The 17,217-nt window shown below is 47.6% G+C and carries 12 protein-coding genes; 9 read left to right on the forward strand and 3 right to left on the reverse strand.

Features of this window, described 5'->3' with window-relative positions:
• The first annotated feature begins 237 nt into the window (after positions 1 to 237).
• Positions 238 to 1,788, forward strand: a complete 1,551-nt coding sequence (locus ACO0KW_RS08875) for a DUF4214 domain-containing protein (protein WP_423052724.1) — start codon at positions 238 to 240, stop codon at positions 1,786 to 1,788.
• A 199-nt stretch (positions 1,789 to 1,987) separates the two neighbouring features.
• Here the strand turns inward: ACO0KW_RS08875 and ACO0KW_RS08880 are convergent, their stop codons facing one another.
• Entirely contained in the window at positions 1,988 to 2,305 is a 318-nt protein-coding gene (locus tag ACO0KW_RS08880; RefSeq protein WP_423052725.1) for a hypothetical protein, read from the reverse strand.
• 209 nt (positions 2,306 to 2,514) lie between these two features.
• Positions 2,515 to 3,102 (reverse strand): outer membrane beta-barrel protein, encoded by a 588-nt coding sequence (locus ACO0KW_RS08885; protein ID WP_423052726.1) that lies wholly within the window; start codon positions 3,100 to 3,102, stop codon positions 2,515 to 2,517.
• A gap of 397 nt (positions 3,103 to 3,499) precedes the next feature.
• On the opposite strand from ACO0KW_RS08885, the gene ACO0KW_RS08890 reads away from it, so the two are divergent.
• The 8 genes from ACO0KW_RS08890 (at position 3,500) to ACO0KW_RS08925 (ending at position 14,577) form a co-directional block, all read left to right on the forward strand.
• Positions 3,500 to 4,147, forward strand: a complete 648-nt coding sequence (locus tag ACO0KW_RS08890; RefSeq protein ID WP_423052727.1) for an ANTAR domain-containing response regulator — start codon at positions 3,500 to 3,502, stop codon at positions 4,145 to 4,147.
• 452 nt (positions 4,148 to 4,599) lie between these two features.
• Complete coding sequence (locus tag ACO0KW_RS08895) at positions 4,600 to 5,784, forward strand: CmpA/NrtA family ABC transporter substrate-binding protein (RefSeq protein ID WP_423053450.1); 1,185 nt, start codon at positions 4,600 to 4,602, stop codon at positions 5,782 to 5,784.
• Positions 5,785 to 5,925: 141 nt separating this feature from the next.
• The gene (ntrB, locus tag ACO0KW_RS08900; protein ID WP_423053451.1) at positions 5,926 to 6,732 is read left to right on the forward strand and encodes a nitrate ABC transporter permease; all 807 of its coding nucleotides are present in this window, start codon (positions 5,926 to 5,928) and stop codon (positions 6,730 to 6,732) included.
• 20 nt (positions 6,733 to 6,752) lie between these two features.
• Positions 6,753 to 7,565 (forward strand): ABC transporter ATP-binding protein, encoded by an 813-nt coding sequence (locus ACO0KW_RS08905; RefSeq protein WP_423053452.1) that lies wholly within the window; start codon positions 6,753 to 6,755, stop codon positions 7,563 to 7,565.
• Between the two features lie 40 nt (positions 7,566 to 7,605).
• A complete protein-coding gene (gene nirB, locus ACO0KW_RS08910) occupies positions 7,606 to 10,032 on the forward strand; it encodes a nitrite reductase large subunit NirB (RefSeq protein WP_423052728.1) in 2,427 nt (808 codons plus the stop codon).
• 205 nt (positions 10,033 to 10,237) lie between these two features.
• Positions 10,238 to 10,582 carry a nitrite reductase small subunit NirD gene (gene nirD / locus ACO0KW_RS08915; protein ID WP_423052729.1) on the forward strand — a complete coding sequence of 115 codons (345 nt, stop codon included), beginning with the start codon at positions 10,238 to 10,240 and terminating at the stop codon, positions 10,580 to 10,582.
• 34 nt (positions 10,583 to 10,616) lie between these two features.
• Positions 10,617 to 13,412 carry a molybdopterin-dependent oxidoreductase gene (locus ACO0KW_RS08920; RefSeq protein ID WP_423052730.1) on the forward strand — a complete coding sequence of 932 codons (2,796 nt, stop codon included), beginning with the start codon at positions 10,617 to 10,619 and terminating at the stop codon, positions 13,410 to 13,412.
• Positions 13,413 to 13,533: 121 nt separating this feature from the next.
• Entirely contained in the window at positions 13,534 to 14,577 is a 1,044-nt protein-coding gene (locus ACO0KW_RS08925) for a DUF475 domain-containing protein (RefSeq protein ID WP_423052731.1), read from the forward strand.
• A gap of 173 nt (positions 14,578 to 14,750) precedes the next feature.
• Here the strand turns inward: ACO0KW_RS08925 and ACO0KW_RS08930 are convergent, their stop codons facing one another.
• Complete coding sequence (locus ACO0KW_RS08930; RefSeq protein WP_423052732.1) at positions 14,751 to 16,820, reverse strand: esterase-like activity of phytase family protein; 2,070 nt, start codon at positions 16,818 to 16,820, stop codon at positions 14,751 to 14,753.
• Positions 16,821 to 17,217 lie beyond the last annotated feature (397 nt).

Genomic DNA, 17,217 nt, shown 5'->3' on the forward strand with positions numbered 1-17,217 from the left:
AAGTGTTCAAATAAGTTGGGGCCATTGTAGAACAAAGCCGGTGGTGAGGCGAGAGACAATTCTGCAAGTTGCACTCTACAGTCGAGCTAACCGAACATCGGCTAAAACCAGCCACTCACACTTCAATTAAATAAAAAGCATTATTACAAAACATGCTTACATTACAATAGCATCTTTTAATTGCATGCTCGGCAAGTTAATTTACCTTGCAGACCTATACTAGAAAGGTAACCAGGTATGTTCAACCTCCACCCACTTCGTCCAAGCACCCTCATCGCATTGATGCTGGCGCTCATGTTGAGCGCATGCGGTGGCGAATCCGTTCAGTTTGATGGCAGCCTCAAGTTACAGGCGGCACCGATGGCAGCAGCACCTGGCGCCACAGTGAGCTTTCCTAATTCACGCAATAATTATCTGATTACACGTACTGCCACTGGCTTTGAGATACGTGATTTGAAAGGCATTGCCGCCGCAGTACAGGTCGCGGCAGACGCTAGCTTACTGTTTTCTGATATGTCCGTGAACTTGACGATCGGTGAACAATCCAAGACCTTGTCAGCAAATAATTTGCGTACATTGATAGAACTGTATATAGCCTTCTTCAATCGCGTTCCCGATGCCGATGGGCTTGGGTATTGGATACAGCAAATGAAAGCGGGTATGACGGTCGATCAACTGGCGAATAATTTCTATGCGGCGGCGGTCCAATATCCGACCTTAACCGGTTATTCCAGTACGATGACGAATGCCGAATTTGTGAAGATCATTTACAAAAATGTCTTGGGACGCAGTGGCACTAACGCACCACCCGATGCTGACGTGAATTATTGGGCGGGTGAATTAACTTCTGGCAAAGCTAGCAAGGGAACCTTAGTGACCACCATGCTCAATTCTGCACACAGTTTTGTCGGCAACCCTACTTGGGGCTGGGTACCGCAATTACTCGACAATAAAATCGCCGTTGGCACTTATTTCGCGATTGAACAAGGCCTCGGTTATGTCAATCCTAATGATTCTATTAGTAAAGGTGTCGCCATCGCTGCCTTAGTGACTGCAACCAATACTGCCGCAGCAAAAACACTGGTGAATCTGACCGACACTAATTTCAATTTATTGATGACAGCACCAACTGGGTCTGGCACCGGCAACTCCAGAGATTGTTTCAACGCCAATTTATATAAAGCAGGAACCGTATTTCGTACTGAAATGAATTCGACTATAGCGAGTACTGGTGCTACCGAAAGTTTTGTGGTGACCTATACAGTCAATGGTAATACAACTTTTAAGGGAATAACGACTCAAGAATTGGTTGCGGATACGATTTCCCTCACTGGCATCGCCGCGGGTACTATCAGTCAACTGAAGTCCTATGTGGTCATTACCAACGATGAATTTCTGACCTATGGCAGCGTCTTAAATGTGAAAGTAAATACCACCACGAATTATGTCGTCACCAACAGCATGACACCACCGGAGCGCACCCCATTCTCCTTGCCGGTGAATCAAGCATATCAACAAACGTTTACGACCAAACAGGAAATTGCAGGCAATCCTATGAATTTTCCAGATCAGACGACAACTGAATCATTGACGTTCTTAGGAATAGAATCAGTCACCGTTCCGGCTGGTACGTTTAACACATGCAAGATGAAGCACATTGACACAGCAAATAACATGAATACTACGAGCTATTCTTGGCATATTGCAGAAGGTCAATGGCGTGGTATGGTCGCCAAAGTCGAAGCCATCGATTCCATCACAGTGGCGACGAAACTTAGCATCAACTGATTTGTGAATAACGCAATCAGCGTTTCAATTTAGCGCTGGCCTCACTCACCACAAACTTGCTTGGTCAGATGGATAATTCCAACTATCTGACCAGGCTTACTAGCCGTCCCCGTCAGCATTTTTGAGACGGACAACCCGTGATCGGCTCTGCAACCGATCCGCATCGATAGAACGACCTCCTAAAAAATTTTGCAGAAGATCAACCGATGTTATCGATGACAGTGCGCCACCTGAGGTGTGGCATGGTCGCCTGCAACAGAGTATGGAGTAACTTACTCATGGCACTATCATTCTGTTCTACCACCCAAACTGTTTGCGGTGCATGCCACCGTATTGCCCGCACGATATTGAAAAGATTCATCGTATAAAAATCCGCATCCACAACTTCCACGGAATGACCCGCAACAGATAAGCGTGCATGTATTTGCCATAACCGTTGCGAAGGTAAATGACATTCAGGCAGACGTTGCCCTAGTGCCGTTTGCGGCAAATTGATTAAGAGTATGCTTGGTTTCATCGTTCACCTCAGAGTTGACTAACAAGGCTTAGTCTAAAAAATCTGTGTGAAGTCTGTATGTGCTGAATGTGTAGTTGGGCGGCCATTTTCCCGCAAACAGCTGGGACTTATGATCAGAAACGCTAGACAGAATAGGCGGCAAAAAATAGACGAAATCGGTATGACTACTTTTCATACCGATTTCGTATCCGAACTCTATTTACCTTTATTTAAAACGCGAATTGAACACCTGTGGTCACTGTGCGTACTTCAGGTTTGTTGAGGTTATAGCGAGAGCGGTACTGCTCCAGTTCCAACGTCAGAGATACGCGATCATTCAGTTTGTATTTCACACCTAAACCGAGAACAGCTTGGGTAGAATTACGTACTTCACTGGCTATGACGGGTGTTGAACTGGCACTAGCGGTATTCCACGCGACGTCCCGATGCATGGATGCGATACCCAGTTTGGCGAAGCCCGAAAAATCTTGACTGAATTCATAATTAAACACACCCGCGAATGAGACACCATTGCCTTTACCTTTCACAGATTGCGAAAAATTGGAGGCGGTGAGCTGGTTAGAGTAATTTCCCAAAGAGTAAATACTTCCTTCTATGGCAAAATTTTTATCCAATGTATACCCTGCAGTCAATTTCGTCGTGGTACCAGAGCTGCATCGATTTTCGCCCCAGCACACCGAACTCCACTTAGTACTACCGACTGCGACTCCGACATAGCCTTGAGCACTGGCAGCGCCGCTCATCAAACTTGTCGCAACGACGAATAGTCCTGCTAACGTTTTTCTATTCCATATCATGTCAACCTCATTTCACTATCTTCACTATTAAATGGATGAATCCAGACTCGCAATTCCGATGCAATTTGTTTGCGTCGAAATGCAGGAATCGAATCTTGCTTAAAAGTGAAGTTATTATTGAAAATTCATTTCAAAGTCTTACCGGTTGCCCTCGTAAGGACCTGCAAGCGATACTTTTTAATAGGAATACTTAAAGACAAACTTATTGATTGCGCTGCGATGTTGAGGCTAAGCCCGATTAGTTTCGATATTTTTCTACGGCAAATTCAGAACTGTTGTACAGCGCAGTGGATGGCGCGAATATTGCATACCAGTTTCTGAGAGTCATTAAAAAATCTCATTCTTGCTTCATCGAATTCGTTGAAATACACAAGCTGGTCTACCCCGGAGTTTGATTTTGTCTGAGCTGCATGCCACTAGCCTGAAAATTGTCGTAATCAATACCGTCACCCATTCCACGGATCAAAGTGATCCCGATAACCTGACTCTGCAACGGCAGCTGGAACGTTCTCGCAATTTGCGCATCGGCTTACTGCAAGCTGGCTATAACATCATCGCCTCCATCCCCGGCGATATGTACTTAGTGGATCGTTTAACCCAGCTGCAACCCGACATGATCATCATCGATGCCGAATCTGATGCGCGCGATGTGCTGGAAGAATTAGTGCTAGTTAGTCGAGATGCACCGCGCCCTATCGTCTTGTTTACGGAAGAGGATAATCCTTCACAACTGGCATCGGCAATGGCCGTGGGTGTATCAGCCTATGTGGTAGCAGGTCTGCAAGTAGAACGTGTAAAACCGGTGCTGGAAGTGGCAGTTGCCCGATTTCAAGCTGACCAGAAATTACGCACTGAGCTGCATGATACCAAAAATAAGCTGGCTGAACGCAAGACCATAGAGCGCGCTAAAGGCTTATTAATGGCACGCCATCAGCTCAGCGAAAATGAAGCCTATCAACGCCTGCGTAAGCAAGCGATGGAAAAAAATCTGAAGTTGGTCGAGCTGGCGCAAAGAATTTTGGATGTGGCCGATTTGCTAGGCTAATCCGTGCCACGGTTTGGTGCAACGCACCAAGTTGGCATCCAAAGCGGTGCAAAGCTTTATTAAAAAATCCACAAATACCCCTGCGATAGGTTAACGTCAGCATAGAACCAGTTGGCACGCTACTTGCAATAACAAATTCAAGTACCAACGTTGGTACACCCAGAAATTTTGCTAACGGCGGCAAATTTCTCAAGACAAAGGCGTCTTCCTACCTGCTCATATGAGCGTGGTAGTAAGACGCTTTTTTTCGTTTTGACTATGTAATTTGAAAACCCTCACGCTGGAGTCTGACCATGCATAAGCAAGATAAGTCCATCCTCAAAACCAATAAAACAGGTGCTCTCAATGAAAATTCTTCTAGCGAACTCAAGGCCGGATTCACAGCCAAAAATCAAACGCGCCGCGAATTCATACAAAGTGCCAGCAGCGTGGTCGGTCTTGGCGCAAGCAGCATGTTAGGCCTAAGTACAGTTGGTGCTGCTAGCTCAGCATGGGCGGCCGGTTCCGATAAACCAGAAAAAGAAGAAGTCAAAATCGGTTTCATCCCATTGACCGATTGTGCATCTGTCGTGATCGCGGCGGTGATGGGCTTTGATAAAAAATACGGTATCAAAATTGTGCCTAGCAAAGAATCGTCGTGGGCCAGCGTACGCGATAAATTAGTCAATGGCGAACTTGATGCAGCACATGTCTTGTACGGTTTGGTCTATGGCGTGCAACTCGGTATCGGCGGCCCTAAGAAGGATATGAATATCCTGATGACACTGAATAATAATGGGCAAGCGATTACGCTTTCGAAAAAACTTGCCGACAAAGGCGCCGTTGATGGCGCGGGGCTGGCAAAGCTGATGGCGCGTGAAAAGCGTGAATACACGTTCGCGCAGACCTTCCCTACTGGCACGCACGCCATGTGGTTGTACTACTGGCTGGCAGCACACGGCATCAATCCAATGAAAGATGCCAAAGTCATCACAGTGCCGCCACCGCAAATGGTGGCGAATATGCGCGTCGATAATATGGATGGCTACTGCGTCGGTGAGCCTTGGAATCATCGAGCCGTTGCCGATGGCATAGGTATCACTGCCGCTACCACCCAAGATATCTGGCGTGATCATCCTGAAAAAGTCTTGGGCTGCACCGCAGAGTTCTCACAAAAATATCCGAACACCGCTCGTGCACTTATCGCCGCGATTCTCGATGCAAGTCGCTGGATTGATGCCTCGCTGATGAATAAACAAAAAATGGCAGAAATCATCGCCGAAAAATCCTATGTCAACACTTCCGTCGATGTGATTAATCAACGCATCATGGGTCGCTATCAAAATGGTTTAGGCAAGACGTGGGACGATCCTTACTACATGAAGTTCTTCAATGATGGCGCGGTGAATTTCCCTTACCTGTCAGACGGCATGTGGTTCTTAACCCAGCAAAAGCGTTGGGGTCTATTGAAAGCCGATCCAGACTATCTGGGCGTGGCAAAGGCGGTCAATCGTATCGATATTTACAAAGACGGCGCAGCCATGGCAAAAGTCAGTGTGCCGAAAGACGCCATGCGTAAGAGCAAGCTAATTGATGGCACGGTGTGGGATGGTCAAAATCCTGCGGCCTATGCGGCAGCTTTTAAGATCAAAGCCTAAGGTGCTGAGATGACTACGTTGCTCTCAAGCTATTCCGCTGAGCCAGTCGCGAATGCCAATGCAAACAACAATGAGGCTAGCAAAACAGCAGCTTCGGCATCAGCATCAGCGACCGTGCCAGTACCAAAGAAAGAAGTCACGATGGCTAAGCCTTCAGCATTCTCTATCAAACTCAAAGCCATCGCCTTCAAGCTCCTGCCACAGTTTTTGGGCTTGGCGATACTGGTCTTACTGTGGGCAATCATTGCTGAAAAAAATTCGGCACTGCCTTCACCTTGGGTCACCTTGCTAGAAGCGATCAAATTATTTTCTGATCCCTTCTACCAAAATGGACCGAATGATCAGGGTATAGGTTGGAATATTTATGCGTCCTTAAAACGGGTAGCGGTTGGATTTGGTTTGGCAGCCGTAGTAGGCATTCCACTAGGCTTCATGATAGGTCGCTTCAGCTTTATGGCGGGCATGTTTAACCCCATTATTAGCTTGCTCAAGCCAGTCTCGCCGTTGGCCTGGTTACCGATCGGCTTGTTAGTTTTCAAAGCTGCACATCCAGCAGCGATCTGGTCGATTTTTATCTGTTCGATCTGGCCGATGGTAATCAATACCGCGATAGGTGTGCAGCGCGTACCGCAAGATTATATGAACGTAGCACGCGTTCTAAATTTGTCTGAGTGGAAAATTTTGACGCGCATTTTATTACCCAGCGTACTGCCTTATATGTTGACAGGCGTGCGTCTGGCAATTGGTACGGCGTGGTTGGTGATCGTGGCAGCAGAGATGCTAACGGGCGGCGTCGGCATTGGCTTCTGGGTGTGGGATGAATGGAATAACTTGAACGTACCACACATCATTATCGCGATCGTGGTAATTGGTTTAGTCGGTCTGTTATTAGAACTAGCACTAGTCACAATGGCGCGTGCTGTCACTTATGAAGAAACAGGGGCATGAACATGGATAAGCTAAATACCATGGACGCAAACGATAAAAAATACATAGAAATCCAAAATGTAGAAATGCGTTTCGATACCAAGAAAGGCAGCTTCCATGCATTACGCGATATCAATTTGCGCGTTTCAAAAGGGGAATTCATCACCCTGATTGGCCACTCAGGATGCGGTAAATCGACATTGCTCAATCTGATTGCCGGTTTAACGACGGCAACTTCCGGTGCACTGTTGTGCGCAAATCGCGAAATCGCCGGACCTTCACCGGAGCGTGGCGTCGTGTTTCAAAATCATTCGCTGTTACCTTGGCTGACATGTTTTGAAAACGTCTATCTGGCGGTAGAGCGTGTATTTGCAGCGACCGAGGGTAAAAGTGAACTCATCAATCGTACCCGCAACGCCTTAGCATTAGTAGGTTTGACCGCGGCAGATAAAAAACGGCCGCACGAAATCTCGGGCGGTATGAAACAGCGCGTCGGCATCGCCCGTGCTTTGGCGATCGAACCGAAAGTCTTACTGATGGATGAACCTTTCGGTGCACTCGATGCATTGACCCGCGCTCACTTGCAAGATGAGCTACTCAAGATCGTCGCCAAAACGCAATCGACCGTCGTGATGGTGACGCATGATGTGGATGAAGCCGTGCTGTTGTCTGACAAGATCGTGATGTTGACCAATGGCCCTGCCGCCACCATAGGCGAAGTCTTGTCCGTAGAATTAGCGCGGCCACGCGAACGGGTCGCTCTGGCGAACGACGCGCAATACGCCAAATATCGCAGCGCGGTGCTGGAATTTCTATATCACCGCCATTCGCATCCGAGCAAAGAAGTCGCTTGATCCGTTCACACAAGACCCCGAATCACTAAGAGAAAATGCTATGAAAAAACTCAAACTCGTCATGGTCGGCAATGGAATGGCAGGCGTGCGCACCCTCGAAGAATTGCTGAAGATTGCGCCAGATTTGTACGACATCACGGTCTTTGGTGCTGAGCCTTACGCCAATTACAATCGCATTTTATTGTCACCCGTTTTAGCGGGCGAACAAACCATCAAAGACATTATGCTCAATGATGTTGACTGGTATAGCGAGAATAATATCACCCTGCATTTGGGCAAAAAAATCGTCAAAATTGATCGCTATAAACGTGTGGTGATCGCCGAAGATGGAACGGAAACAGAATACGATAGATTGCTGATCGCCACCGGCTCTACACCATTCATGTTGCCAGTACCGGGCAAAGATCTACAAGGTGTGATCGCCTATCGTGACATCCACGACACCAACGCCATGATCGCAGCGGCAGAAGAACATACGCATGCCGTCGTCATTGGTGGTGGCTTGCTCGGTTTAGAAGCGGCTAACGGTTTAAAGATGCGCGGTATGAACGTTTCGGTCGTGCATTTACCCGCGTGGTTGATGGACAGGCAGCTTGATCTCACCGCTGGCAAGATGCTGCAAAAATCCTTAGAAGATCGTGGCTTAAATTTTCTTCTCGAAAAAAATACCGAAGCCCTACTCGGCGATGAAAACGGCCGTGTGAAAGCCATCCGTTTTTCGGATGGCCTAGAAATTCCTACCCAACTCGTGGTGATGGCAGTCGGCATTCGTCCAAATACCGCTTTAGCAGAATCGGCAGGACTGTACTGTAATCGTGGCTTGATCGTGAATGACACCATGCAAACTTACGACCCGCGTATTTATGCGGTCGGAGAATGTGTCAATCACCGAGGCACGGTGTATGGTTTGGTCGCACCTTTATTCGAAATGGCCAAAGTATGCGCAAACCATTTGGCGAATTTTGGTATCGGTCGTTATCAAGGTTCGGTCACCTCCACCAAACTCAAAGTGACCGGCATCGACTTATTTTCTGCGGGTGACTTCTCTGGCGGAAAAGACACCGAAGAAATCATCTTGTCCGATCCTATCGGTGGTGTCTACAAAAAATTAGTACTAAAAGATGACAAGCTCATCGGTGCCTGCTTGTATGGCGACACGGTCGATGGCAGTTGGTATTTCAAATTGCTGCGCGAAGGAAAAAACATTGCCGAGATACGTGATTCACTCATGTTTGGCGAATCGAATACGGGTGACGTCGGGCACGAAGGCCATACCAAAGCTGCGGCGATGCCAGACACCGCCGAAGTCTGCGGTTGCAATGGCGTGTGCAAAGGCACTATCGTCAAAGCAATTAAAGAAAAAGGTTTGTTCACCTTAGAGGATGTGCGCAAACATACCAAGGCATCAGCATCCTGCGGTTCCTGTACGGGCTTAGTTGAGCAGATCATCATGTTCACGGCAGGTGGCGATTATTCAGCGACACCCAAAGCGAAAGCGATGTGCTCATGCACCGATCACTCACATCATGCAGTACGTGAAGCGATCAAAGTCAATCATCTATTGACTGTGGCTGCGGTTCAACAATTTATGGATTGGCGCACGCCAAATGGTTGCGCGAGTTGCCGCCCGGCTTTGAATTATTACCTGATTTCGACGTGGCCGAAAGAAGCGGTAGATGATCCGCAATCACGTTACATCAACGAACGCTCCCACGCGAATATCCAAAAAGATGGTACTTACTCTGTGATTCCACGTATGTGGGGCGGAGAAACCAACGCCTCAGAATTGCGCCGAATTGCCGACGTGGTCGACAAATTCAATATCCCAACTGTCAAGGTCACGGGTGGCCAACGTATCGATTTACTCGGTGTGAAGAAAGAAGACCTACGCGCAGTCTGGCAAGATCTCGGCATGCCATCCGGCCTTGCCTACGCCAAAGGTTTACGCACGGTGAAGACTTGCGTCGGTAGCGAATGGTGTCGCTTCGGCACCCAAAATTCCACCTTAATGGGGCAGCAATTAGAGCGCGAATTAGCACGCATGTATGCTCCCCACAAAGTCAAACTGGCGGTATCTGGTTGTCCACGTAATTGCGCCGAAGCTGGCATCAAAGACGTGGGCGTGATTGGTGTTGATTCCGGCTGGGAAGTGTATGTAGGCGGCAATGGCGGCATCAAAACTGAAGTCGCGCAATTCCTAGTCAAGCTAAAAACTCACCAAGAAGTGATGGAATATACAGGCGCTTTCTTACAGCTGTATCGCGAAGAAGGCTGGTACTTGGAACGTACCGTGCACTACATTGCCCGTGTGGGTCTCGACTATGTGAAACAGCAGATTCTAGAAAATGCCGCACGACGCGAAGAACTGTATCAGCGCTTGTTATTCTCACTTGAAGGCGAGGTTGATCCTTGGCACGAGCCAGAGAAGGCGCAAGTGGATACGCGGCAGTTTGAGCGGATTGGTTGAGTTGAATTGATAATATGTCCCCTCTCCCGCACGCGGGAGAAGGTTGGGGTGAGGGTGGTTCAGCAAAGTTGAGACATCAATCAAAGCATGCTCACAAACTTCTTATATGAATCGTGATTTTGCTTGTAGCACCCCAACTGCCCTCATCCCTAACCCTTCTCCCGCTTGCGGGAGAAGGGAATCTAAAACAAACAAAGGAAAAACCATGTCCCAAGAATGGCAAATCATCTGTCGTGTAGACGACATTCCAGTCCTCGGTGCGCGCGTCGTCAAACGGCAGGCGAAAACTGATGTCGCAATCTTCAGAAGTACGGAAGATAAAATTTTCGCGCTCTTGGATAAGTGCCCACACAAAGGTGGCCCCTTGTCTCAAGGCATCGTCTTCGGCGAAAAAGTCGCCTGCCCTTTGCATAACTGGAACATCGAACTACCGACCGGTTGTGCAGTTTCACCTGACGAAGGCTGCACCCAGAAATTCAATGTCAAGGTTGAAGCCGATCAAGTGTATTTGTGTAGTCACGAATTGCTGACTTTAGCGATCGAATCTTAAGTTCACTCAAAGTCAGAAATCAAGGTTGGAAACTATGCACGAAACGAAATCTACCTGTTGTTATTGCGGCGTTGGTTGCGGGGTCATCATTGCATTCGATGGGGTACAGGTCACCGGTGTACGCGGCGATCCTACACATCCCGCCAATTTCGGCAAGCTGTGCAGCAAAGGAAGTAGTTTGCATTTGACTGCACAGCCGCTACTGCAACAACAGGTGCGTGCCTTGTATCCAGAGATGCGCACAACGCGTGATCAAAACAGGCAACGCGTTAATTGGGATAGCTGCCTAGAAACGATGGCAGACAAATTCGCGACCTGCATACAAACGCATGGCGCGGATAGCGTCGGCTTCTATATCTCCGGCCAATTACTCACCGAGGATTATTACGTCTTCAATAAGCTGGCAAAAGGTTTGATTGGAACGAATAACATCGACAGCAATTCGCGACTCTGCATGTCAAGCGCGGTCGCGGGCTATAAGCAAAGTCTAGGTGCCGATGCGCCGCCATGCAATTATGAAGATATAGAACTGGCGGATCTAATTTTCATCGCTGGCTCGAATACAGCGTATGCGCATCCTATTCTTTATCGCCGCATAGAACAGGCACGTGAGGAAAATCCTGATCTCAAAGTCATCGTCGTTGATCCACGTCGCACCGATACCGCACGTGATGCTGATTTGCATTTAGCAATTTTACCCGGCACCGACGTCGCCCTGTTTCATGGCATGCTGCATTTGTGTTTATGGGAAGATTTGATCGACACGCAATTTATCGCTGCGCATACCGAAGGCTTCGCCGAACTCAAACAAACGGTGCGTGATTTCACGCCGGCCTTTACAGCACAGATCTGCGGTATCGCCGAGAAAGACTTGATCCAAGCTGCACGTTGGTTTGGGCAAAGTAAAGCCGCACTTTCACTGTATTGTCAGGGACTAAATCAATCAAGTGCAGGTACGGCGAAAAATAGCGCTCTGATTAATTTGCATCTGGCGACAGGACAAATCGGCAAACCCGGCGCTGGACCTTTTTCTTTAACCGGACAACCGAATGCGATGGGTGGACGCGAAGTCGGCGGTATGGCGAATCTGCTTTCAGCGCATCGTGACTTAAGTAATCCCACACATCGCGCTGAAGTTGCTGGGCTATGGGATATCCCTACCGTACCAGAACAACGCGGCAAGACTGCCGTAGAATTATTTGAGGCATTACGTACTGGTGAAATCAAAATCATTTGGATAGTCTGTACCAATCCCGCGCAATCCATGCCGGATCAAAATCTGATTCGGGAAGCTTTAGAAAAAGCTGAACTCGTGATCGTGCAAGAGGCTTATCACAACACGGCAACGGTCGCGTATGCAGATATACTTTTACCCGCGTCGACTTGGTCAGAAAAATCCGGCACCGTCACCAATTCTGAACGCAGAATCTCGCGAGTTCGCGCAGCGCTGCCAGCCATCGGAGAAGCCCGTCACGACTGGCACATCGCGACGCAGTTTGCACAAATTCTAGGGCGAAAATTAAATAAAGCAAAACCCGATTTTTCTTACACCAGCCCTGAAACGATTTGGAATGAACACCGTGATAGTACAGCGGGACGTGATCTCGATATCACCGGTTTATCTTATCCATTATTGGAAGAACTTGGACCGCAACAATGGCCGTTTCCGGCGGGCGCCAGCACAGGAGAAAAGCGACTGTATCAAGATCATCAGTTCGCCACCGCGACTGGCAAAGCGCGTTTTATCAATTGCAATTATGTGGCGACGGCGGAAAAAATAACACCACGTCATCCCTTTGCGCTAAATACCGGTCGCCTGCGCGATCAATGGCATGGCATGAGCCGTACCGGGCTGGTCGCGCAACTCTATGCGCATGCCCCAGAACCTTGTATAGAAATGGCGCCACAAGACATGCAACGTCGCTTCATACAAGATGGTGATTTTGTCGAAGTCAGCAATCAACGTGGCACGCAAGTTATGATTGCTAAAGCGAGTGATCAACTCAAGGCTGGGCAAACGTTTATCGCGATGCATTGGGGCGAAGAATTCGTCTCTGGAACACAGCGCAAACAGGACCAAGAAAATCAAACGCTATTCGGCGTGAATAGCCTATGTAATCCCGCGGTCGATCCTATTTCAAAGCAACCGGAACTCAAACATAGTGCGGTCAAAATCACAAAGATAGAATTCGCCTGGCAATTTGTCGCTTGTGTGTGGGTCGCCCCTGAACGCATCCTGGAGTTGCAGAAAACACTGCGTCAGTATTATTCGCAGTTCGCCTACGCAAGTTGCGTTTTGTTTGGGCGCGAACGTCAAGGCTTGCTATTTCGTGCTGCCAATACCGTTGCCGTGACGGCAGACATTACATCCACAATTAGTCGCTTACTCGGTCTGCACGGTGAGCTAGTCTTGCAATATGGCGATGCGAAACGCGGCACCGTGCGCCAACTACTGATAGAAAATGATCCTGATCTATCGCCACAAAAACGCATTGCTGGTTTTGCATTAGCGGGAGATATTGCAGCTGAGAACTGGCTCAAGCAATTGTTGCTGGATGAAGAGGTGTTGCCGATTACGCCTGCATTACTAGCGCAATCGAAACCTGTTGTTGGCAGCGCGCCGCAAAATAGCAAAGACAATCAAGTGGTATGTACGTGTTTCAATATCAAAGCACAACAAATAAAACAAAATCTGTCGCTGCATGCTGGCGATGAAAAGCAAAGAATGTGTCATTTGCAGCAAGCTCTGGGCTGTGGCACCAATTGCGGCTCCTGCGTACCAGAACTGAAGCAACTTGTGCGTGAAGTAGTATTGATGGAATCCGCATAGCTCTTGCGATTATCGCTTGCGCCGCTAGCGTGTTGTGTGGCACTCTCACAGTTCAATTTTCCGCAATTTCTTAGCAATCTGATTGCGAGCTTATTGCGGCAACACTTTAGACTGAACACGCATGCAGCATTTTCGACTTTCTATTTTCATCTCATTAATTTGCTTAGCCGCCGCTGGCTATTGGGGTTTTATTCGTGGTGGCGTAGGCGCTGCTGTCAGCGCTTTAGGAATCGCCCTTATTCTGGCCGTACTGGAAATTTCTCTATCGTTTGATAATGCGGTCGTGAATGCTTCCGTCTTAAAAAGCTGGAATGCTTTTTGGCAAGGCTTATTCTTAAGTGTAGGTATCATCATCGCGGTGTTCGGTATGCGCCTCGTCTTCCCCTTGGTGATCGTCGCCTTCGCTGCCGATTTAGAGATGCCAGAAGTATGGAATATGGCGCTCAATGACCCTAAGGAATTTTCTACTCACTTGATCAATCATCACGCAGAAGTTGCCGCGTTTGGCGGCGTATTTTTGCTATTGGTCTTCTTAAATTTTTTACTTGACGATGAAAAGGAAACCCATTGGCTGGGCAATATGGAAGCAAAGATCGCCAGCTTTGGACGCATCGGCTCAATTCCCGTATTACTCGCGCTGGGCGTCGTTGTAACGAGTGTTAGTTTGGTCGAGGAAGTACAACAATTTGCCGTGCTGTTGTCTGGCGTATGGGGCATCATCGTCTATGTCGGTGTTGACTTTATCAGTGCCTTGTTAGAGAAAGAAGAAGCTACTGACATCGATCTCGGTGCGATGGTTAAAAGCGGCGGGATTGGTGGTTTTTTGTACTTAGAAGTGCTCGATGCATCGTTCTCATTTGATGGTGTGATAGGCGCATTTGCGATCACGAGTGATGTCGTTATCATTATGTTGGGATTGGCGATTGGTGCACTGTTTGTGCGCTCGATGACGGTCTATCTGGTACGCAAGGGTACTCTAGAAGAATATGTATTTTTGGAGCATGGTGCGCATTATGCGATCGGTATTTTGGCTTTAATTATGTTTGCTAGTATCAAATTTCATATCCCTGAAATTTTTACCGGCTTAATCGGCGTTACCTTTATTGCGGCATCGCTGTGGTCGTCGATCCGGCATAAACGACTGCATCAGAAAATTCAGCAATAAAATGTTCCGCGTTTGAAATGCTGCGACACACAGCATGAAAGATGAAACCGGTCTTTTGATTGATTCATCAGCCTATTTCGTCTAGGTGATGATAGCAAGAAAGCTAAAAAGGCACTGCGTAAGCTAACAAAAAAGCCGCTTAAAAAGCGGCTTTTTTGAAATTTAACGATCAATCATGGGACGATAAATTCATTCAACTTCTTACTGAACTTAATCAACCATAAACGATTTGGTCGCTCACTATCCGCACCGCGACTGATGCGCGTCGTGTTGCCCGCGGTGCAGCCAGTCGCTGAGCTAGTTGTGGTCAAAGCACCTGTTATATCCACTGTACATTTGGTGATATCGGCACCGTCAACATTCACACCAGCAGCAGTTTGTACGATGGTTTTCAAACCGAAATCATCATCGTTCACCAAAGCCAGGGTATTCTCATCTACCAACGCCAAACCTTCGGCTTTTTCTGCCAGCCAGCCTGCTGCATTCAAGTCGAACAACAGTGTTTTCTTGAGCGTAATAACGTTGGCATAATTTGCCGCGTTCACGGCTGCACCTGTCATACTACTTTTTTCCAGATCGGTTCCAAGAGCCGCAATGTCCGTTGCGTTATTAGGTATCTGTACCAGCATCAGACGATTGAACACTTTACCGTCAACACCTGCACCTTGTTCAATGACGATAAATTTTCCATTACCCAGTGACACCAAATCACCTAACTTGGCACCGCCTGTTTTGCCACTTGAATACATACTGGCATCTAATGGATAAGCATACAATTTCGTCGTTTCTGTGGTCGGATCAAATTCTACCCAGCGATTAAATTTGGCATAATCTTTGATGCTTTCATTGCTGGCAGCACTTGCACCGGGCACAAGGTAACTTGCTTTGCCGTCGTCCAAAGGACTTTGTATAAAACCGTGCAATTTACCGCTCGCGATTTCCAGACTCAAGCCTTCCATTCCACGATTAGCACGGCGCTTTAATAACACTGCAGGTAAATCAGTAGCGGCGCTCCCCGGCTGATATTTTTTCAAAATGATGCCGCTATTGATATCAATCTTCAGTATAAAAGGTCCATATTCATCCGACACCCACAATGCATTGCGAGCACTATCAAGTACGATAGATTCTGTATCTAAACCGTAATCACTAAATATGGTTTTACTACTTGCGTCGTACTTCGCGGCATCGGTTAAAGGAACTTCGCCAGAGGAGCCAACTTTGCCCGCCGCTATAGGGAGACCAGAAGCATTGATCGTCGCTGAGAATTTAATTGGCATACTAGACTTCAACACTGCACCGGTTTTACCAACAGAAATGACGCCTATTGATGGCGTGAAACTTGATGCTGGAAAAAATTTGCCATCGCTGGTGCCTGTTACTCCCGCCGTAATCATGGCATTTGGCACTTTAGGACCATCGCCGTTAGGACCACGATCAGTTATTCCATAGAATTCCAAACTGCCATCGCTTGCCTTACCTTTGAATGTCAAACCAGAGCCGTAAGAGGGCAAGAAACCTTTCGGAAAATCGGCCTTAATTGCGGCAACATTTCCTTCGTATGTGACATAAAAATTATCTGCTGCTTGAATTTGATAACGCGTAATACTGGCATTGACGCTGCCTAATGTATTGGTTTGTGTAATCGCTTCGACAGAGGGCGTATTCAATTTTGAGGCCAATGTATCTTCAAAATGTTCACCCACCAAAATACGTCTATCGTTATCAACAGTACGGCTCTGATAGTTAGCAGGCAACTTCGCCAACACGCCACTCATGGCTGTATTAAAGGCTGCTGGCGCCAATGCAAAATCCAAGCTCTGTGACACTAAGGCTGTTTTGACTGCTGATGTGATTTGAATACCATTGGAAGGATCATTATCAGCATCAAGTAGTTGCAGTGCTAACAGACGATTCACGACTTTATCATCTCTGAGTTTATCGCTGCCAGCTAGAGTTAAAGGCGTAAAGATAGTATTGCATGGCCCCGAACCTAAATTGATTCCACCGATACTAAACGCTATAGACTCACCATTGAAACAAGTCAAACCACCGCTTGCGTTGGTACTTTGCTTTGCGGCGCCGTTCGCAGAAAATTCCAAACCCTCGACTGCCGCATCCAAAAATACGGCTGAAACAGGCGTTGGAACCACTGTTTGATCAACCCTGTCATTCCCGCCACAGGCAGCGACAGCGACTACCGTTGCTAATATAGTCAAACTGGCCATCGTTTTATTTTGCATCTTTTTCCCCTAAACACTCGAATTGAAACACTGACGAATTAAACTCAGCTAAAGTGCAGCAATGTAAATGGGGAATATGACTCGGACATGACATACGCTGTTCGCCATACCAATTTGCATGTGTGAACAATTGAAACTATCCTGCAGTTGAGACTTGATTGAGGCTACAAACTGCAACCGGAGTTCGAAGCTAAAACTGGAATTGAGAAGGGCACGCTACCATGCATACATATCGATTTTCCCGCCTACCGCCTATGCTATGCACGGGACTCATGTTGTTTATTTGTGTCATAGCATTGAGCGCTTGCGTATCGCGTCCCGTTGTTCAAACCATTCGGCAAGATTTTTTCCGTGACGACCTGTTTGCTACCACCCCAAAGTCACGCCACGAGAACAG

This window comes from Undibacterium sp. Ji22W (genome assembly GCF_049340305.1).
GTDB lineage: Bacteria > Pseudomonadota > Gammaproteobacteria > Burkholderiales > Burkholderiaceae_D > Undibacterium.

Coding starts and splice junctions, on each gene's coding strand:
- nirB (WP_423052728.1), top strand. CDS start 7,606: ATGAAAAAACTCAAACTCGTCATGGTCGGCAATGGAATGGCAGGCGTG.
- ACO0KW_RS08925 (WP_423052731.1), top strand. CDS start 13,534: ATGCAGCATTTTCGACTTTCTATTTTCATCTCATTAATTTGCTTAGCC.
- ACO0KW_RS08875 (WP_423052724.1), top strand. CDS start 238: ATGTTCAACCTCCACCCACTTCGTCCAAGCACCCTCATCGCATTGATG.
- ACO0KW_RS08930 (WP_423052732.1), bottom strand. CDS start 16,820: ATGCAAAATAAAACGATGGCCAGTTTGACTATATTAGCAACGGTAGTC.
- ACO0KW_RS08885 (WP_423052726.1), bottom strand. CDS start 3,102: ATGATATGGAATAGAAAAACGTTAGCAGGACTATTCGTCGTTGCGACA.
- ACO0KW_RS08895 (WP_423053450.1), top strand. CDS start 4,600: ATGTTAGGCCTAAGTACAGTTGGTGCTGCTAGCTCAGCATGGGCGGCC.
- ACO0KW_RS08905 (WP_423053452.1), top strand. CDS start 6,753: ATGGACGCAAACGATAAAAAATACATAGAAATCCAAAATGTAGAAATG.
- ACO0KW_RS08920 (WP_423052730.1), top strand. CDS start 10,617: ATGCACGAAACGAAATCTACCTGTTGTTATTGCGGCGTTGGTTGCGGG.
- ntrB (WP_423053451.1), top strand. CDS start 5,926: ATGGCTAAGCCTTCAGCATTCTCTATCAAACTCAAAGCCATCGCCTTC.
- nirD (WP_423052729.1), top strand. CDS start 10,238: ATGTCCCAAGAATGGCAAATCATCTGTCGTGTAGACGACATTCCAGTC.
- ACO0KW_RS08880 (WP_423052725.1), bottom strand. CDS start 2,305: ATGAAACCAAGCATACTCTTAATCAATTTGCCGCAAACGGCACTAGGG.